16 protein-coding genes are annotated in these 18,987 nt (G+C 57.9%); 4 read left to right on the top strand and 12 right to left on the bottom strand.

What is annotated here, in order from left to right:
* Positions 1-72: 72 nt before the first annotated feature.
* The 7 genes from eno to QPL95_RS16865 form a co-directional block, all read right to left on the bottom strand.
* The gene (eno, locus tag QPL95_RS16835; protein ID WP_303292084.1) at positions 73-1,368 is read right to left on the bottom strand and encodes a phosphopyruvate hydratase; all 1,296 of its coding nucleotides are present in this window, start codon (positions 1,366-1,368) and stop codon (positions 73-75) included.
* A gap of 183 nt (positions 1,369-1,551) precedes the next feature.
* Positions 1,552-2,397 carry a 3-deoxy-8-phosphooctulonate synthase gene (kdsA, locus tag QPL95_RS16840; RefSeq protein ID WP_303292085.1) on the bottom strand — a complete coding sequence of 282 codons (846 nt, stop codon included), beginning with the start codon at positions 2,395-2,397 and terminating at the stop codon, positions 1,552-1,554.
* A 2-nt stretch (positions 2,398-2,399) separates the two neighbouring features.
* Positions 2,400-4,028, bottom strand: coding sequence for a CTP synthase (locus tag QPL95_RS16845; protein ID WP_303292086.1), 1,629 nt, complete (start codon positions 4,026-4,028; stop codon positions 2,400-2,402).
* Positions 4,029-4,116: 88 nt separating this feature from the next.
* Positions 4,117-5,454 (bottom strand): tRNA lysidine(34) synthetase TilS, encoded by a 1,338-nt coding sequence (gene tilS, locus QPL95_RS16850; protein WP_303292087.1) that lies wholly within the window; start codon positions 5,452-5,454, stop codon positions 4,117-4,119.
* Positions 5,438-6,391, bottom strand: a complete 954-nt coding sequence (gene accA / locus QPL95_RS16855; RefSeq protein WP_303292089.1) for an acetyl-CoA carboxylase carboxyl transferase subunit alpha — start codon at positions 6,389-6,391, stop codon at positions 5,438-5,440. Before accA ends, tilS begins: the two co-directional genes overlap by 17 nt.
* A 102-nt stretch (positions 6,392-6,493) precedes the next feature.
* Positions 6,494-9,976, bottom strand: a complete 3,483-nt coding sequence (gene dnaE / locus QPL95_RS16860) for a DNA polymerase III subunit alpha (RefSeq protein ID WP_303292090.1) — start codon at positions 9,974-9,976, stop codon at positions 6,494-6,496.
* Positions 9,977-9,978: 2 nt separating this feature from the next.
* A complete protein-coding gene (locus QPL95_RS16865; RefSeq protein WP_303292091.1) occupies positions 9,979-10,470 on the bottom strand; it encodes a TlpA disulfide reductase family protein in 492 nt (163 codons plus the stop codon).
* A gap of 69 nt (positions 10,471-10,539) precedes the next feature.
* Between QPL95_RS16865 and arsC the strand changes: the two genes are divergently transcribed.
* From arsC to QPL95_RS16885, 4 genes are read left to right on the top strand one after another with little or no spacing between them, the layout of a single operon-like run.
* Positions 10,540-10,893, top strand: coding sequence for an arsenate reductase (glutaredoxin) (gene arsC, locus QPL95_RS16870; RefSeq protein WP_303292092.1), 354 nt, complete (start codon positions 10,540-10,542; stop codon positions 10,891-10,893).
* Positions 10,894-10,916: 23 nt separating this feature from the next.
* On the top strand, positions 10,917-11,522 hold the full coding sequence (gene wrbA / locus QPL95_RS16875; protein ID WP_303292093.1) for an NAD(P)H:quinone oxidoreductase: 606 nt from the start codon (positions 10,917-10,919) through the stop codon (positions 11,520-11,522).
* A 35-nt stretch (positions 11,523-11,557) separates the two neighbouring features.
* Positions 11,558-11,935, top strand: coding sequence for a DUF2069 domain-containing protein (locus QPL95_RS16880; RefSeq protein ID WP_303292094.1), 378 nt, complete (start codon positions 11,558-11,560; stop codon positions 11,933-11,935).
* 12 nt (positions 11,936-11,947) lie between these two features.
* Entirely contained in the window at positions 11,948-13,753 is a 1,806-nt protein-coding gene (locus tag QPL95_RS16885; protein ID WP_303292095.1) for a GspE/PulE family protein, read from the top strand.
* Here QPL95_RS16885 and QPL95_RS16890 read toward each other — a convergent pair whose 3' ends face one another.
* From QPL95_RS16890 to QPL95_RS16910, 5 genes are all read right to left on the bottom strand, one after another.
* Complete coding sequence (locus tag QPL95_RS16890; protein ID WP_303292096.1) at positions 13,754-14,818, bottom strand: DUF3080 domain-containing protein; 1,065 nt, start codon at positions 14,816-14,818, stop codon at positions 13,754-13,756.
* An 11-nt stretch (positions 14,819-14,829) separates the two neighbouring features.
* Positions 14,830-15,522, bottom strand: coding sequence for an acireductone synthase (gene mtnC / locus QPL95_RS16895; protein ID WP_303292098.1), 693 nt, complete (start codon positions 15,520-15,522; stop codon positions 14,830-14,832).
* Positions 15,519-16,079, bottom strand: a complete 561-nt coding sequence (locus tag QPL95_RS16900) for an acireductone dioxygenase (RefSeq protein WP_303292099.1) — start codon at positions 16,077-16,079, stop codon at positions 15,519-15,521. The genes mtnC and QPL95_RS16900 overlap by 4 nt, the downstream gene beginning before the upstream one ends.
* The gene (locus QPL95_RS16905; RefSeq protein ID WP_303292100.1) at positions 16,076-16,702 is read right to left on the bottom strand and encodes a methylthioribulose 1-phosphate dehydratase; all 627 of its coding nucleotides are present in this window, start codon (positions 16,700-16,702) and stop codon (positions 16,076-16,078) included. The genes QPL95_RS16900 and QPL95_RS16905 overlap by 4 nt, the downstream gene beginning before the upstream one ends.
* Before the next feature lie 83 nt (positions 16,703-16,785).
* Positions 16,786-18,987, bottom strand: coding sequence for a xanthine dehydrogenase family protein molybdopterin-binding subunit (locus tag QPL95_RS16910; protein ID WP_303292101.1), 2,202 nt, complete (start codon positions 18,985-18,987; stop codon positions 16,786-16,788).

The following is an 18,987-nucleotide window of genomic DNA, read 5'->3' on the forward strand; positions in this document are numbered from 1 at the left end:
TCAGAACGCGATGGCCTTAACATTTTGTTACCTGCCAGCAACCACCAGCAGGCCACAAACTACCGCCAGATGTTAACCCTGGCCCTTGATTTCGCTCAGACCAAGGTACGGCGCCTTACCTTCCAGCGCTTCTTCAATACGCAGCAGCTGGTTGTACTTGGCAACCCGGTCAGAGCGGCACAAAGAACCGGTCTTGATCTGACCCGCGCAGGTCGCCACCGCCAGATCGGCAATGGTGGTGTCTTCGGTTTCACCGGAACGGTGAGAAATCACCGCCGTGTATCCGGCATCCTGAGCCATCTTGATGGCATCCAGAGTCTCAGACAGGCTACCGATCTGGTTGAACTTGATCAGAATCGAGTTACCCACACCCTTCTCGATACCCTGCTTCAGAATTTTGGTATTGGTTACGAACAAGTCATCACCCACCAGCTGAACCTTGTCACCGAGCTTGTCGGTCAGCACTTTCCAGCCGTCCCAGTCACTCTCGTCCATACCGTCTTCGATGGATACGATCGGGTAACGCTCGCACAGGCCTGCCAGATAATCCGCAAAGCCTTCAGAATCGAAGCTCTTACCCTCACCAGCCAGGTTGTACTGGCCGTCTTTATAGAACTCGGAAGACGCACAGTCCAGAGCCAGGGTGACATCTTTGCCCAGCTCATAACCAGCGTCTTCAACAGCTTGCTTGATCACAGCCAGAGCCGCTTCGTTGGACGGCAGGTTCGGCGCAAAGCCACCCTCGTCGCCGACGGCGGTATTCAGACCCTGAGCCTTCAGCACTTTCTTCAGGCTGTGGAAGATTTCAGCACCCACACGCAGGGCCTCGCCAAAGCTCTTGACGGAAACGGGCTGAACCATGAACTCCTGGATGTCGACGTTGTTATCCGCGTGCTCGCCACCGTTCAGGATATTCATCATCGGCACCGGCATGGAGAATTCACCGGAGGTGCCATTTACATCGGCGATGTGCTCATACAACGGCTTGCCCAGAGAAGTCGCTGCAGCCTTGGCCGCCGCCAGAGAAACCGCCAGAATAGCGTTTGCGCCCAGGTTGGCCTTGTTTTCGGTGCCGTCCAGATCAATCATGATCTGGTCGACGCTACGCTGATCCGCAGAATCCTTGCCCACCAAAGCATCACGAATCTGGCCATTGATGGCATCAACCGCTTTGCGAACACCTTTACCCAGGTAACGGGACTTGTCTCCGTCACGCAGTTCCAGCGCTTCGCGGGAACCGGTAGAAGCACCGGAGGGCGCACAGGCACGGCCAAGGGTGCCGTCCTCAAGAATCACATCCGCTTCTACTGTCGGGTTACCGCGCGAGTCCAAAACTTCACGAGCTTTGATGTTGGCAATCTTGGTCATTCTTCTGGGTCTCCAGTTTATGTCTTCACAATTGGGAGTTAGAGCAAGCGGGGGATGGCTTTACGAAAAACGCTACAAGCACATCCATGTGCGCTTGGGCTCCGCCATCCATGGCTACGCACATTTTCGTAAAGCCATCCCCCGCTCGCTCTCGCAGTCCTGTAGAAACGCCAACACCGCCAATCAGGCGGTGTCGATAGGTTTAAAACTCTTAACAAGATCATCCACGGCTTTCACCCGCTGAAGGAATGGCTCCAGCTGGCTCAGGCGCAGGGCGCAAGGGCCATCGCATTTAGCCTGATCCGGATCAGGATGCGCCTCTAGGAACAATCCGGCCAGGCCCTGGGACATCCCCGCCAGCGCCAGATCGGTCACCTGGGCACGTCGGCCGCCCGCAGAATCAGATCGACCGCCAGGCATTTGCAGCGAATGGGTCACATCAAACATCACTGGCACGTTCATCGACTTCATGATGCCGAAACCGAGCATGTCAACCACCAGGTTGTTGTAACCAAAGCTGCTACCACGCTCGCACAGGATAATCTTGTCGTTACCCGCTTCTTCGCACTTGGTGATGATGTGCTTCATTTCCTGGGGGGCCAGGAACTGAGCCTTCTTGATGTTGATCACTGCGCCGGTTTTCGCCATGGCCACCACCAGATCGGTCTGGCGGCTCAGGAACGCGGGCAGCTGAATGATGTCGCACACCTCTGCAGCCGGTGCCGCCTGCTCTGGCGTGTGTACATCAGAGATGATCGGCACGCCGAACTTGCTCTTGATGTCCGCCAGAATCTGCAAGCCTTTTTCGAGGCCGGGGCCGCGAAACGAGTTGACCGACGAGCGGTTAGCCTTGTCGAACGACGCTTTGAACACATAGGGAATGCCGAGTTTGCCAGTGGCTTCCACGTAAGCATGAGCCACTTCCATGGCCAGCTCGGGCGATTCCAGCACGTTCATGCCGCCAAACAACACGAACGGCTTGTCGTTGGCAACTTCGATTCCGGCGACGTTCACCCTGCTCTGCGCCATACTCAGGATCCTTTCTTGTTGGCCAGTGCAGCCTCAACAAAACCCTTGAACAGCGGATGGCCGTCACGGGGTGTGGAGGTAAATTCCGGGTGGAACTGACAGGCCACAAACCAGGGATGATCCGGCGCTTCCACCACTTCCACCAATCGACCATCGGTAGAACGACCAGAGATCTTCAGGCCCGCTTCTTCCAGTTTTGGCAGGAAGTGGTTGTTGACCTCGTAGCGGTGACGGTGACGCTCGCGAATGGTTTTCTTGCCGTAGCAGGCTGCAATGGTGGAACCATCGGTCAGCACACAATCCTGGGCGCCCAGGCGCATGGTGCCACCCAGGTCTGAGGCTTCGGTGCGCTCTTCGGTATTGCCGCTGGCGTCCAGCCACTCAGTGATCAGACCGACCACCGGTGCCGGGCTGTGCTCGCGGAACTCGGTACTGTGAGCATCATTCAGGCCGGCCACGTTACGAGCGTACTCGATAACAGCGACCTGCATGCCCAGACAGATACCCAGGTAGGGAACCTTGTTTTCACGAGCGTACTGCACCGTGCGAATCTTGCCTTCTACGCCGCGCTCACCAAAGCCACCCGGCACCAGAATGGCATCGGCGGACTCCAGCACAGAGGTGCCGTCGCGTTCGATGTCTTCGGAGTCGATGTAGTTGATATTGACCTTGGTGCGGGTCTTGATGCCTGCGTGCAACAAGGACTCAATCAGGGATTTGTAAGCTTCAAGAAGCTCCATGTATTTGCCAACCATGGCAATGGTAACTTCCTGCTGCGGATTCATCAGGGAATCCACCACTTCGTCCCACTCACTCAGATCTGCTTCGCGAGCTTGCAGGCCAAACCGTTCGATCACCAGCTGATCCAGCCCGTACTCGTGCAGCATGCGCGGGATGGCGTAGATGGATTTGGCATCCTGCAACGGAATCACCGCCCGCTCTTCAACGTTGGTGAACAACGCGATCTTGCGGCGAGAGCTGATATCCACCTCGTGCTCGGAACGGCATAACAGAATATCCGGCTGCAGACCAATGGAGCGCATTTCCTTCACGGAGTGCTGGGTCGGCTTGGTTTTGATTTCACCGGCCGTCGCAATGTAGGGCACCAGAGTCAGGTGCATGAACAAGGCGCGCTGGGGACCCACTTCTACCTTTAGCTGACGGCAGGCTTCGAGGAACGGCAGGGATTCGATATCGCCCACAGTTCCGCCCACTTCAATCATGGCAACATCGGAACCCGCTGCCCCCTCAACCACCCGACGCTTGATCTCATCAGTGATGTGGGGGATGACTTGCACAGTGCCGCCGAGATAATCGCCACGACGCTCTTTGCGGATAACCTCTTCATACACACGGCCGGTGGTGAAGTTGTTACGCTTGCTCATGGGCGTACGAATAAAGCGTTCGTAATGGCCCAGATCGAGGTCGGTTTCCGCGCCGTCTTCGGTGACAAAAACTTCACCGTGCTGGAACGGGCTCATGGTGCCGGGGTCCACGTTGATGTACGGGTCCAGCTTGAGAATAGTGACCTTCAGGCCGCGTGCCTCGAGGATGGCTGCCAGTGAGGCAGACGCAATACCTTTCCCCAAGGAGGACACGACACCGCCGGTGACGAAAATATAACGCGTCATGCAGATTCCGTGATTATCTGGTTCGGTGAAGGAGGGAGATTGTTCATCTCAAGATGGGACGTCAGACTACCAGAAAGCCCCCCTCTACTCAATCACAATCCCTCTCCACAATCAGCCTCCAGCCGGCGGCAGGGGCGCTTCCCGAGTATTGGTCAGAACACCACAAATCGCCAATGGCAATCAACTCACTACCCCCTGGTCCTTGCCGGTAAACCAGCGGCAGCGCTGCTCTTTCCCACGGCGGCACCCCCCGCTCCTGCAACCAGGTTTTTAATGCACGGGAGTGCTCACCCTCCGCGAATCGTACCCGTTCACCACCTTGCCTCGTAGATATCCGTATTTGCGGTGGCGGAATACTTGAGGTATGGCCCGGTCTTTCGGCCCTCAACTGCAGCTGCCAACGGCCCCACTTCAGTATGTGATCAGGTAGAAGATCGACAGGATGCGCCGGAGCGCTCTCGTTCGGCACCAGGTACAGGTGCTCGCGGTAACGCCGCAGGCTGAAGCCATCTCCCCGGATTTCAGGCTCCCGATCTGCCCCTGCAGCCAGCATATCCGCCAGGGCCTGACCCCAGTCAGAGAGTGCCGGTGCCTGCCAACCCTGGTGACGGATCCACCAGCGCACCAGATTGCGCTGTTCAAGCTCTGCCAGAGCACGGAAAGGCTCGAGCTTTAACCGGCCTGCATCCCCGCAAACCTGCCACTGGAACTCAGCCAGGCGCTGATTCAGCTGTTCGCTTTCCCTGCAGGCCCGAGCGCTGTAGGCCACACGCTTAAGCAGGCCAGGCCAACGGCTTTTCAGACCGGGCACGATTGCATGGCGCAGGTAATTGCGATCAAAGATAGGGTTTTCATTGCTGGGGTCTTCAGCCCAACTCAGCCCGGCAGCGCCTGCGACCTCTGCCAAGCGCTCACGACTGATATCCAGCCAGGGGCGAAAAAGCCTGCCAAGACCTATCGCCCGGGTGCGCGGCATACCCGCCAGCCCATGAACCCCAGAGCCACGGAGTAGCCGGAACAACACCGTTTCAGCCTGGTCATCGCCATGATGGGCCATTAGCAGCAGATCATTCTCGCCAAGCTGACGCTTGAACACCTGGTATCGGGCACGACGCGCGGCCTCTTCAAGGCCGCCAGTAACGGTTACCCCCACATCAACCCGGTGCACCACCAACGGCACAGACAGTTGCGCACAGGTATCCCTGCAGAACTGCTCGGTCTGTTCGTGATTGTTCTGGAGCTGATGATTGATGTGAAGAGCGGTTACATCGGGATGGCACGCCGCCACTACGTGCAACAACAGGACGGAATCCAGGCCGCCACTGAAGGCGACCCAGAGCCGGGAATGGTCGGGGAGTGCGCTGACAGGCTCAAACAGGTCAACTGGCCAGTCAGAGCTCCGGGCGGCGTTACCGCCCGCCTTCATACTTGGTTAAACGCTCATAACGGCGGGAGACCAATTCGTCCAAAGGCAACCGGCTGAGTTCAGCCACGCCTTTGGCGAGCCTCGTTTTCAGGGTTTCCGCCATCTTTTCCGGATTTCTGTGAGCGCCACCGAGCGGTTCTTCAATGACGTTGTCGGCGACATCCAGCTCCTTGAGCCGTTGGGCCGTTACACCCATGGCTTCAGCAGCCTGAGCCGCAAACTCCGCGCTCTTCCAGAGAATAGAAGCACAGCCTTCCGGGGAAATAACGGCATAAGTGGAGTACTGCAACATATTCAGCTGATCACACACACCGATGGCCAACGCGCCGCCAGAACCACCCTCACCGATCACAGTGGAAATGATCGGCGTTTTCAGCCGTGACATCACGGCCAGGTTAAAGGCAATGGCTTCGCTCTGGCCGCGCTCTTCAGCACCGATGCCCGGATAAGCACCCGGGGTGTCGATAAACGTCAGAATCGGCATTTTGAAGCGCTCTGCCATTTCCATAAGGCGCAAAGCCTTACGATAGCCTTCCGGGCGTGGCATGCCGAAATTACGCTTTACCTTTTCACGCACTTCACGGCCTTTCTGGTGACCAATCACCATCACGGGCTTGTTGTCCAGCCGAGCCGTTCCGCCAATGATGGACAGGTCGTCCGCGTAGCGGCGGTCGCCGTGCAGCTCGTCAAAATCCTCAAAGATCAGGTCGATGTAATCCTGGGTATAGGGCCGGCGCGGGTGCCGGGCCAGGCGCGCCACGTCCCAGGACTGAAGATCAGAGAAAATCGACTCGGTCAGGCTGACGCTTTTCTTTTTGAGACGACTGATCTCATCAGTGATATTGATGTCGGTGTCGTTACCCACCATGCGAAGCTCTTCAATTTTGGCTTCCAGGTCGGCGATCGGCTGTTCGAAATCCAGGTAGTTAGGGTTCATGATGTTCCGTCATTTGATTGCCAGGCGGGCATAAACCCGCCAAAACCAGAATTTGGGACAAAGATAGCAGCGCTCGGCGCGCAGCTAAAGCGGACATTGGTATTAATCATAGACCAGTTCCACTGACTGGTCGCCCACAAGGTGCTTCAACTCGAACAACAAATTGTCATCCGGCTGCACCCGCCAGGACTCACCCAGCTCTATGCGGGTTCGTGCATCGGCACTGCTGTATTCAATCCAAACCGGGCTACCCTGGTTTCGGAATGGCCTCAGGGTGTCGTCCAGTTTGTCCAGCAGTCCGTTCTGCAGCTGCTCTGAATGCAGCGCCAGCCGGATGCCACGGCTGAACTGCTGGCGAGCGGTGGCCACATCCATCACCGAGCTCACCCGCATTTTCATCTGGCCCGAATAATCGTCGTGACTGACTTGCCCTTCCACCACAATCACCTGATCCGATTGTAGCAACTCGCGATTCTCGAAAAACGCCTCCGAGAACAGCGTGGCCTCTATGCGGGCACTGCGATCATCCAGCGTGATAAAACACATGGTCGATCCGGTCCGGGTTTTCATGGTGCGCTGCGCCACCACCAGGCCCGCAACCCGTTGGGGCGACTTGTTGGGCTTGAGATCTGAAATGGAGGAACGCACAAACCGGCGCACTTCTCGTTCATATTCGTCAAACGGGTGGCCCGTCAGATAAATGCCAAGGGTATCTTTTTCCCCTTTAAGACGCTGCTTCTCCGGCCACTCGCGAACGTTGGCCACGTCTTCATATGGATCGCCATTTTCGCCGCCCTCCAGCATTTCACCGAACATGTCCACCATGCCAACGGCATCGTTCCGGGACTGTTGGCCCGCCTGCTGAATCGCCTTATCAATACTGGCCATCAACTGAGCACGACTGGCCCCGAGCTTATCCATGGCGCCGGCACGTATAAGCGCCTCCATGGCTCTCTTGTTGACCTTTTTAAGGTCAACCCTACGGCTGAAATCGAAGATATCCTGGAATGGACCGCCTTCCCGGGCGGCGGCCACGACGCTGTCGATCGGGCCTTCACCCAAGCCCTTGATCGCGCCCAGACCGTAAATAATCTGACCGTCATCGTTTACCGTGAAGGTGTACTCGGATCGGCTGACGTCTGGAACCAGAAGGTCCAGCTTCATGTTCCGGCACTCTTCAACCAGTGTCACCACCTTGTCGGTGTTCTGCATATCCGCGGTGAGCACTGCGGCCATGAATTCGGCCGGGTAATGGGCCTTCATCCAGAGCGTCTGATAGGACACCAGTGCATAGGCGGCGGAGTGGGATTTGTTAAAACCGTAACCGGCGAACTTTTCAACCAGGTCAAAGATGTTTTCGGCCAGGGTTTTATCAATTCCGTTGTTAGCACAACCTTCCAGAAAAAAGGCCTTTTGCTTGGCCATTTCTTCCGGCTTTTTCTTACCCATGGCCCGACGCAACATGTCAGCGTTGCCAAGCGTATAGCCCGCCATCACCTGGGCAATCTGCATGACCTGTTCCTGATACAGGATAACCCCATACGTGGGCTCTAATACCGGTTTCAGGCCCGCATATTGATAGTCCGGGTGCGGGTAGGACAGAGGCTGCCGGCCGTGTTTCCGGTCGATAAAGTCGTCCACCATACCGGACTGCAGCGGGCCCGGACGGAACAGGGCCACCAGGGCGATCATGTCTTCCAGAGAATCCGGCTGCAAACGGCGGATCAGATCCTTCATACCCCGGGATTCGAGCTGGAATACCGCCGTCGTCTCTGCTTTCTTGAGAATCTCGAACGAAAGCTTGTCGTCCAGTGGAATGGCTGCAATGTCGAGTTCCGGCTCCCCGCGCTTTTGCCGGCGCGGGTTGATCATATGCAAGGCCCATTTGATGATGGTCAGGGTCCGCAGGCCCAGGAAGTCAAACTTGACCAGTCCGGCTTCTTCAACATCGTTCTTGTCAAACTGGGTGACCAGGCTGCCACCCTCATCGTCACAATACAGCGGCGAAAAATCGGTGATTTTGGTGGGCGCAATCACCACCCCCCCGGCGTGTTTGCCGGCGTTCCGGCAGACGCCTTCCAGCTTCAGCGCCATATCCCAGATTTCCTGGGCTTCCTCATCCTGCGCCAGGAATTCTTTCAGCTGAGGTTCCTGATCGATCGCCTTGCTGAGGGTCATGCCCACTTCAAACGGGATCAACTTTGACAGCTTGTCTGCCAGACCGTAGGACTTACCCTGCACACGGGCTACGTCCCTGACGACCGCCTTGGCCGCCATGGTACCGAAGGTAATGATCTGGGAAACCGCCTCACGTCCGTACTTCTGGGCGGTATATTCAATGACCCGGTCCCGGCCTTCCATACAGAAGTCAACGTCGAAGTCGGGCATGGAAACCCGTTCCGGGTTCAGGAACCGCTCGAACAGCAAGTCGTATTCGAGGGGGTCAAGGTCGGTAATCAGCTGGGCATAAGCAACCAGGGAACCCGCACCGGAACCCCGGCCCGGCCCCACCGGCACGCCGTTATTTTTAGCCCACTTGATGAAGTCCATTACGATCAGGAAGTAGCCCGGGAACCCCATCTGAATGATAATATCCAGCTCGAAGTTCAGGCGCTTGTAGTAGGCTTCGCGTTTGGCCTCGTATTCCGGGTCATCCTTGCTCAGGGTTTTGGCAAGTCGCTCTTCCAGACCTTCCTCCGATACCTTCCGGAAATAGTCGTCCATGGTCATGCCATCCGGAATCGGATAGTTCGGCAGGAAGTATTCGCCCATCCGAACCTTTACCGAGCAACGGCGGGCAATCTCTACGGTATTCTCGATCGCTTCCGGAATGTCGCTGAACAACTCGATCATTTCATCGGCGCTGCGCAGGTACTGCTGATCACTGAAACGACGGTCACGGCGCGGGTCGTCCAGAGTACGGCTTTCACCAATGCACACCCGGGCCTCGTGAGCTTCAAAATCATCGGCGCTCAGGAAGTGCACATCGTTGGTGGCTACAACAGGCAGCCCCATGTCTGCGGCCAGATCAACGCACAGGTGCAAGCATTCTTCATCGCCAACCCGGTCGGTTCGCTGCAGTTCGAGGTAGTAGCTGTCCGGGTAAAGGCGCATCCAATATTCAGCCCGCTCCCTGGCCAGATCCGGCTTGTCCGCCAGCAACGCTTTGCCGACATCGCCCATTTTCGCGCCTGACAGCGCAATCAATCCGGTCGCACGCGCTTCCAGCCATTCCTTGCGGATGATCGGCTTACCGTAGCGTTGACCTTCGGTATAACCTAGAGAAATGATTTCAGTAAGATGAAGGTAACCGTCGTTATCGCGAGCGAGTAAGGTCAGGCGAAACGGGTTTTCCGGCTCGTCAGGATTCTCAAGCCAGAGATCAGCGCCAATGATCGGCTTCACCCCGGCGCCCATGGCTGCTTTATAAAAACGAACCAGGGAACACATATTGGATTGCTCGGTCAGCCCGACCGCCGGCATACCCAGCTCGGCGACCCGGCCAATCAGCGGTTTGACCCTTACCAGGCCATCCACCATGGAGTATTCAGAATGCACGCGCAGGTGTACGAAAGTCTTTGCCATGGTCAATTGCCGATCAGTGTGCGGATGTCTTCTTCAGTTTGGGGACCAAAGCGCGTCTCAACGAGTTGCCCGGCCGGATCTACCAGGAAAGTGGCCGGCAAGGCCACAGGCAAGCTCCAGCCAAATCCCGGCCCCGGGTCCTTGGCCAGCATAGTAAACTCAATACCCATGCGCTGCCCCAGCTCCTGCAACGCCTCGCCTTCGATGCCGTCAAAATTGACGCCCAACACAGTAATATCCGGCGCCGTATCAAGATGGTTCAGCTCTGGAATTTCCTCAAGGCACGGCGCGCACCACTCGGCCCAGTAATTCACCAGGACCCACTGCCCCCGGAAGTTATCCCAGTCTACCGGGACACCATCCGCACGCTCCAGCTCGGTTTTCTCACAACCGGACACCAGCAGCGCCGTGATTAGCAACGTAAACACCCGACGAAGCGAGCACCGTGCAAACGGGAACAATCGTGGAATGGACAGGTACCGAGGGTACTGCAAGGGATATCCTCCTGTTAGACTACGCCCCTTCTAACGGACCGCAATCACCACTGTAAACCGGGCATGACCATGACAGAAGCAACCCGCATTTTCCACAACCCACGGTGCTCAAAATCACGCCAGACCCTTGAGCTGCTTCAGCAAAAGGGCGTCGAACCGGAGATTATACGCTACCTGGAGACGCCACCGACAGAGCAGGAACTGTTACATATTCTGGAGTTGCTGGGCTGTGAACCCCGCGAGCTCATGCGCACCAAGGAATCCGAGTACAAAGAGCAGAACCTGGACAACCCCGAACTCACAAGGCATCAACTGGTGCAGGCCATGGTCAACACACCGAAGCTGATCGAGCGCCCCATTGTGCTGGCCAACGGGAAAGCGGCCATCGGACGACCGCCAGAACACGTTCTCGACATTCTCTGAGGCATCCAACCCAGGAGTCAGGCATGAGCACTACATCTCCTTACGTTCTCGTACTCTATTACAGCCGAAATGGTCAAACCGCGGAAATGGCCACCCAGATCGGCCGCGGTGTCGCCCGGGTGACCGGCATGGAGGCGAAGATCCGAACGGTCCCCCCGGTGTCACCCGACACCACCGCCAGCCTGCCCCCGGTTCCGGAGTCCGGCGCCCCCTATGCCACCCGTGACGATCTGGCTGGGTGCGCCGGCCTGGCGCTGGGCAGCCCTACACGATTCGGCAACATGGCGGCACCGCTCAAGCACTTCCTGGATGGCACCGGCGACCTGTGGCTGAATGGCAAACTCGCCGGCAAGCCCGGAGGTGCCTTCACCTCGACCGGCAGCCTGCACGGCGGACAGGAAACTACCCTGCTTACCATGATGATACCCTTGCTGCACCATGGCATGGTGCTGTGCGGCCTGCCCTATTCGGAAGACGCCCTGAACGAAACGTCAACCGGTGGCACACCCTATGGCCCCTCTCATTGGGCAGGCACGGGTGCGCAGCAGATGTTGAGTGATCATGAAAAGGCCCTGTGCCAGGCATTCGGTGAACGGCTCGCCCGACTCGCCCAGAAGCTGGCCGATTGACCCGACAAAACGAACTTAATCACCCGGAACTCTCTATGCTCCACAATGACAAAGCCAAAACCACCGCACGTCTGACCAGCGCGCTTTATCTAGCCGTTCTGGTCACACTGGTTCTGACGACTTTTTACCCTGCGCCGGTGGAAGGGGTTTCAATTACTCTGATGCTGACGGTCAAGCTGCTACCATTGCTGGCCTTCATCATACCGGTGTTCCGCGGGCACAACCGGGGATACATCTGGATGGCGTTTGTGCTGATTTTCTATTTCACTCAGGCTGTGGTTTCAGCCTGGCTCAGCGAGGGCGCTACTGGCCCCATGATTATGACGGCCCTGACATTTTTGCTGTTCACCGTCGCCATGGTGCACCTTAAAGTGAACCGCCCGCGGTCACTGGCTGAACGCAATGCAACCTGAGAGGCAACACGGATGGCTGATCACGACAAGACAATGCCGGGGCCGCCCCACCACCACACGCTCACGCTCAGAGATGTGTGTTCCGCCCTGGCGCAAAGTGGAGAGATCAGCCAGCAGGATGCTGAAAAAGTACTGACAGCCAACCTGGGTGCCGCCACACAGAGTGGCCGCACGGCCCAGAGACACCCACTGGAACTGGTTGCCATCGCTGGCCTGACCAGCCAGAGCGACGGTCGCCCTCTCGATCTCGAACGATTAACGCATTGGCTCGCACAATGGGCGCGCCAGGACTATTACCACATTGACCCGCTGCGCATTGATACCCCGGCCATAGCGCGGGTGATGTCCTACGCCTTTGCCCAGCGCCACGGCATCCTGGCGGTTGAAATCACCGCGAACGAAGTCGTTATTGCCAGCAGCGAACCCTTCAAGCGGGAATGGGAAAGCAATCTCAGCCAGGCTGTACAAAAGGATATTCGGCGCGTCGTCGCCAACCCGGAAGCGATTCGGCGCTATACCGTTGAGTTCTATCAGCTCGCCGCGTCTGTCAGCAAGGCCGGCGGAGGCCAGGCCCCAGGCCCCGGCGGCAACCAGAACTTCGAACAGCTCCTGGATCTGGGGGCCAGTGAAAACCCCGACGCCAATGACCAACACGTGGTCAAGATTGTGGACTGGCTCCTTCAATACGCTTTTGATCAACGGGCCTCGGATATTCACATTGAGCCACGTCGGGCGGTAACTCAGGTACGTTTTCGCATCGATGGTGTTCTGCACAATGTGTACGAATTCCCCGAACATGTGGGTACCGCTGTCACCAGTCGCCTGAAAATCCTGGGGCGCCTGAACGTCGCCGAGAAACGCCGCCCCCAGGATGGCCGAATCAAAACCCGCAAGCCGGATAACAGCGAAGTGGAACTGCGCCTGGCGACCATGCCTACCGCCTTCGGCGAAAAAATGGTGATGCGGATTTTCGACCCGGAAGTGCTGTTGAAATCCTTCGAACAACTGGGCTTCAACAAAGAAGACCGGGAACGCTGGCAAGCCATCACCGCTCGCCCTCACGGCATTGTTCTGGTGACGGGCCCGACCGGTTCCGGCAAAACCACCACCCTGTATTCAACCCTGAAACAGCTGGCCTCGCCCGAACTGAACATTTGCACCATCGAAGACCCCATCGAGATGGTGGAGCCGGCGTTCAATCAGATGCAGGTGCAGACCAACATCGATCTCACCTTTGCCCATGGTGTACGCGCCCTGTTGCGCCAGGACCCGGACATCATCATGATTGGTGAAATCCGGGATCTCGAAACGGCAGAAATGGCCGTGCAGGCCGCGTTGACCGGTCACCTTGTACTGTCCACCCTGCACACCAATGACGCGCCGAGTGCCATTACCCGTTTGATGGAGCTGGGCATTCCACCCTACCTGATCCGGGCCACGGTGCTCGGCGTAATGGCCCAGCGGCTGACCCGCAATCTCTGCCCCCACTGCAAGGAGCCCGGCGAAGCCGACGAACAGGCCTGGCAAACCCTCACCCGGCCCTGGAAGGCACCGCTGCCCCGGCAGTTCTATCACCCGGTGGGTTGCCTTGAATGCCGCAATACCGGATACCTGGGGCGCGCGGGCGTGTATGAGATTATGACGCTGTCTGACAAGCTGACCCGCCAGATCAACGATCGTTGTGAACTGGAGCAGCTTCGGCTGGATGCCTACAAGGAGGGCATGAAATCGCTGCGGCTCAGTGGCGCACAGAAGGTCGCCAGTGGCCAGACAACCGTGGAAGAGATTCTTCGGGTAACACCGGAAAGCCAGCGATAATCAAGCGCCGGGGCGAAGACCGCACTGCCCGAGCAACTCTTGCCAGTGCCGGGTGTGGTGCATCATCGCCTCATCGAGCGCTCGCCAGAGACTGCTGTCGTCATCTGCCGACAGGTGACGCAAGTACCAATAATGAAAGGACTCCGGCATGACCGGCTGCTGCTGATCCGCCAGCCGGGTAAACCCGGCCATCAACGTATCTCTGGCGCGGCTTACATCACTCATGTAAGGCTGCACTTTCTCAATGTAGACATTGAAGAAGAAGTTACGAACAACGTCTGACTGATTGTTGGGCTTGCCGTTCAAACACAGCGGGCGGTCCTCCAGTCGAGTTTTCAGGGTTTCGGTTCCCGCGTTCAGCCCTGCAATCAGCAACCGTGCACTGTTGATCACCTGCCCCGCCAGAAACTCCGCCTGCCAGCGCTGATGGATACGCCCCAGATCTTCCAGTGACACCGCCAGAGGCTCCCGACCCAGCCCCGCCACCATGGTATTCAGCTGCTCAAGATCCAGCGCCAGATCCGCCACCGGGTTTTGTTCGGCGGCCACCGGGTAGTAGCCTTTGGAAAGGGTGAATACCTGCTCAATTTCTTCCGTACCCCAGGTCGCATTCCAGATGGCCAGCGGCAGGGTTTCCCGTTTGCTGGCGATCGCTGCCTGCAACGTGTCCCGAAGCGCTGGATCCTCGACCTCGGGCAGGCACGCCTCTGCGGCACGAATAAAGCGGATTTCATAACGCAAACGGTTAATCGGCTGCATAACGCGGCCCATGACCGAGTTCTTCTCGCCCACCACGTATTGCAACTCGCACCCGTACAAAGAGAGAAAATCCAGCATGCCCAGTTCCAGCTCGGGTATCACCAGAACACGTTCACGACGTCTTGGCAGTGGGGAAGCCAAAGGAAGCTGGTCCGGCAAGGTAACAGCGGGAGTGTCGAGCACCCGACCCAGTCGGTCCAGGTACTCGGTCATCATGGGCTGGGCGTCACTGAAGGGATTACACCCTGACAGCAACAGGGCACACATACCCGAAACCAGCCATTGCCACAGTCGGTTTCCGGGCATGAATTCACCTCCTAACGTTTGCGCAACAGCGCGTCTACCTCCGCAAAATCCCTGGCGACAAAGCGACCGGTATCCGGAAGGTCACCTTCCCGAACCAGCCAGGCGGTTTTCAGGCCGGCTTGCTCGGCAGCTGCGAGCTCTGCCTCAACATCTGACAAAAACAAGACCGTACCAGGCTCAACGCCAAGCTCACCCAAAATATTGAGGTAAGACTGCGCCTCTTTCTTACCACCGACCGCGGTATCAAAATACCCGGAAAAGAACGGCGTAAAGTCGCCTTCTTTGCTGTGGCCGAAAATCAATTTCTGGGCTTTGACCGAGCCGGAGGAATATACGAACAATCTCAGGCCCCGATCATGCCAACGCTGCAGGTAATCTGCCGCATCCGGGTAGATATCACCTTTCAGCTCACCGCTGTTGTAGCCCTGCTCCCAGATCATGCCCTGCAAAGCCTTGAGCGAACCCTCTTTGCGGTCCCCAGCAATCCAGCCCTGCAAGACGTCAATCAGGCCGTCAATATCCCTGGAATCCACCCCACTCTTTTCCGCCACGATCGCCAACTGTTCCGCCACCGCCCGGGTGGTATGGTGGTTGGCCCGGACAAACTCCGGCAGGTGCTTGCTGGCATAGGGAAACAGCACATCGTGCACGAAAGAGATCGAGCTGGTGGTGCCTTCGATGTCGGTCAGGATTACCCGTATCATCCGGCGACTCCCGCGAGCGCTTCATACCGGGGCAACCGAGCGGCGATGTCTTCTCCGGTGAAGCTGGCGACCCAGCCTTCCGGATTGGTGAACAGCCGGATGCAGGTAAACTCAGGCTCAGCCCCCATGTCAAACCAGTGCCGGGTGCCGTCGGGCACGCTGATCAGATCATTCTTCTCACACATCAAAGCGTAGACCTGGTCACCAAAGTGCAGATAGAACAGGCCCTGGCCGTGCACAAAGAAACGCACCTCGTCTTCACTGTGGGTGTGTTCATCCAGGAACTTCTGCCGGAAGGCTTCCTTCTGGGGATGATCCGGCGTCAGGCTGACCACATCGGCGGTCTGGAAACCGCACTCCTCCTTGAGCCTGTCAACTTCGTCCGCGTAGGCAGCCAGAATGTGTTCCTGGCTGGCGTCGGCGGGCAGGTCCCGGGTGGGCCACTGCTCAAAGCGCACGCCCTGGGTGGCCAGAGTTTCCCTGATCACTTGCGGATCGGTGCTGACCGTGTGGGCGGATTCCGGCTGATTCTGGTTAAAAATGCTCAGGGTGGTCATGGGCGCACTCTCATGGTTTCAAGTTCACATTCAAACAGGAATTCAAAGGCTTCCACATGGCGCAGACAGTCGGCCATGGTTTTGCCCCAGGTATACAGGCCGTGGCCACGGATCAGATAGCCCGGCTGCTCGGGGTGGGCCAGAAACCAGTCACGAGTCTGTTCCGCCAGTGCCGGGATATCCTGGGTATTGTCGAACACTGGAATGCTCAGGGTGCCTTCGTGACTGTCCACTCCAGCAAAGGCTTTCTGCAGCTCATATCCTTCCAGATCAAGGGCCGCGCCCGGGGCGATCAGGCGGCTCAGTACCGTGGCCTTTACCGAATGCGTATGCAGTACCGCTCCAGCCTCCGGAAATGCCTGATAAAGCACGGTGTGCAGCAGGGTTTCAGCCGACGATTTGCATTGGCTCTGTACCGGATTGCCGGCCAGATCCACCACCATCACATCGCCGTCGGTCAACTGACCCTTGTGACGGCCAGAAACGGTGATGGCTAAATGATCGCGGTCGATGCGGGCCGAATAGTTGCTGCTGGTGGCAGGCGACCAGCCCCGATCGTAGAGAAAACGACCGGCCTCCATGATGGACCGGGCGGCGGTGGCGTATCGGGTGACATCAAACACAGGTTTTCTCCCGCTTGTGAATGGCCCTGCCGGGCGAAAATCGGCCGCCATTATAGGGCGGCCGACGGCTCCGGCAAACCGCTTTATCCAGCGGTCAGCGGCAAGGCGCGCTGACGCTTTCCGGTCAGCGCAAACAACGCATTGCCGAGCGCGGGAATCACCGGCGGCACGCCGGGTTCACCCACGCCGGTCGGTTCTACGTCACTCTCGACTATATCCACGACCACTTCTGGCACCTGATGCATTTGCAGCAATCGGTAGTCGTGGAAATTACTCTGCTGAACTTCGCCATTCTTGAACGTAATTTCACCGAACAGGGCGGCGGTCAGGCCAAACAGAATGCCACCGGAAATCTGGTCTTCCACAATCCGGGGGTTCACCACCTGGCCACAATCGACACTGCAGGTAACCTTGTACACCCGAATTTCACCGTGTTCGATGCCGGCTTCCACCACCTGGGCAACGTAGGTACCAAAGCTCTTGAACAGCGCGATACCGCGGGCTCGGCCATCCGCAACCGGCGTCGTCCAGTCAGCCAGCTGCGCCGCACGATCCAACACGGCCCGGTGCCGGGGCTCGGAGTCCAGCAGTTTCCTGCGGAATTGCAGCGGATCTTCCCCGGCCTCATGGGCCAGTTCGTCCATAAAGGTTTCCACGGCAAAACCGTTGTGGGAGTAGCCCACCGATCGCCACCAGGTAATGGGCACGCCCGGGTCCGTGTGGGTGTGACGGACACTGACATTGGGCACCTGATAAGGATATCCGATAGCGCCTTCGATGGCCGAGATGTCTTTTGGTGTTGCCAGGCCCTCAACCATCAGGCCAACCCGGCCCAGGGTGTTGTAGAGAAACTTCGGCGCCCAGGGGTATTGGGCAGGCGCAGCGTTGCGCACGTACCAATCCAGAATCTGGGGGCCCACAATCTGATGATCCCAACCGGTCAGCTCGTTACCCTCCAGGCTGGCCGTCATCTTGTGCAGCATGGCCGGGCGCCAAAGGCCGTGGCGCACATCCTCCTCCCGGGACCAGATCAGCTTCACGGGTTGTTTTACCTTGTAAGCAACCGCTGCCGCCTCTTCGATATAATCCTGCGTGAGCCTGCGACCAAAACCACCCCCCAGAAACGTGGTGTGAACAGTGACGTCATCCGGCGAGAGGTCAGAATTCCGCGCCGCAGCGATCCGGCCAAGGTCCGGCGCCTGTGTGGGTGCCCAGACTTCCATGCCACCATCGTGATACCAGGCCGTGGCATTCATTGGTTCCATGGTGGCGTGATCCAGATACGGCTGCTCATACTCAGCCTCCACCACCCTGCCAGCGCTTTTTATGGCCTCTTCAATATCGCCATCGGAGCGCTCCTGTTCCCCCGGGTCATCATTTGCGGCCTGTCGATACCCCTCAAAAACCTGCTCCGTGGACGTGGTCAACGCATCGGAGAAGTCCCAGTCAATCTTCAGGGCATTCTGGGCTTTTCGGGCACGCCAGTACCGGTCGGCAATCACCGCAACACCGTGCTCTGTCAAAAATACGTCCAGCACTCCGGGCAGGGCCAGCACTTCGTCACGGTTGAATCCGGTGGCCTCCCCCCCGTAGCGGGGGCTGCGGGTCATCACCGCGTAAACCATGCCGGGCAATTCCACATCGATACCATAGCCTGCCTTACCCGTTACCTTCGCTTCTGCATCCAGGCGGCCACTCTGACGACCAATGTATTTCCACTCCGAGCGGGGTTTCAGGGGAACGTCGCCCCGGATCACCTCTTTGTCCGCCAGCTCTACCAGCTGACCGTAGCGCAGCGAGTCGATGCCGTTGGGGTGAACAACACGACCATCCTGCGTGGCGCAATCCGCAACGGGCACCTGCCAGATCCTTGCGGCCGCCATCACCAGCATCTGCCGCGCGGAGGCACCCGCCACTCTCAGTGGCTTCCAGCTACTGGCAACGCTGGTACTGCCTCCCGTTAATTGAAGACCGAACAAAGGGTTACGGTATTCGGGCGCGACGGGTGCAAATTTCACAGTAATGCGGGCCGGATCTACGTCCAGCTCTTCGGCGATCAGAGTGGTCAGGCCAGTATAGGTACCCTGCCCCATTTCAACCCGGGCCAGGGTAAAAATAATCTCGTCGTTACGGGTGAGCTCCAGCCAGATGTCCGGTTTCCACTCTCCCGTTTCCGGCTCGTAACCGGTCTTTACGGAGGCACAGCCGGGAATGGACAGGGCCAGCACAAGGCTGCCGGAAGCACCCGTGGTTACTTTCATGAAATCACGACGGTTCATGCTCAT

Origin of the sequence: Marinobacter sp. SS5-14b (assembly GCF_030541005.1) — a bacterium.
In the GTDB taxonomy this organism is placed as follows: domain Bacteria; phylum Pseudomonadota; class Gammaproteobacteria; order Pseudomonadales; family Oleiphilaceae; genus Marinobacter.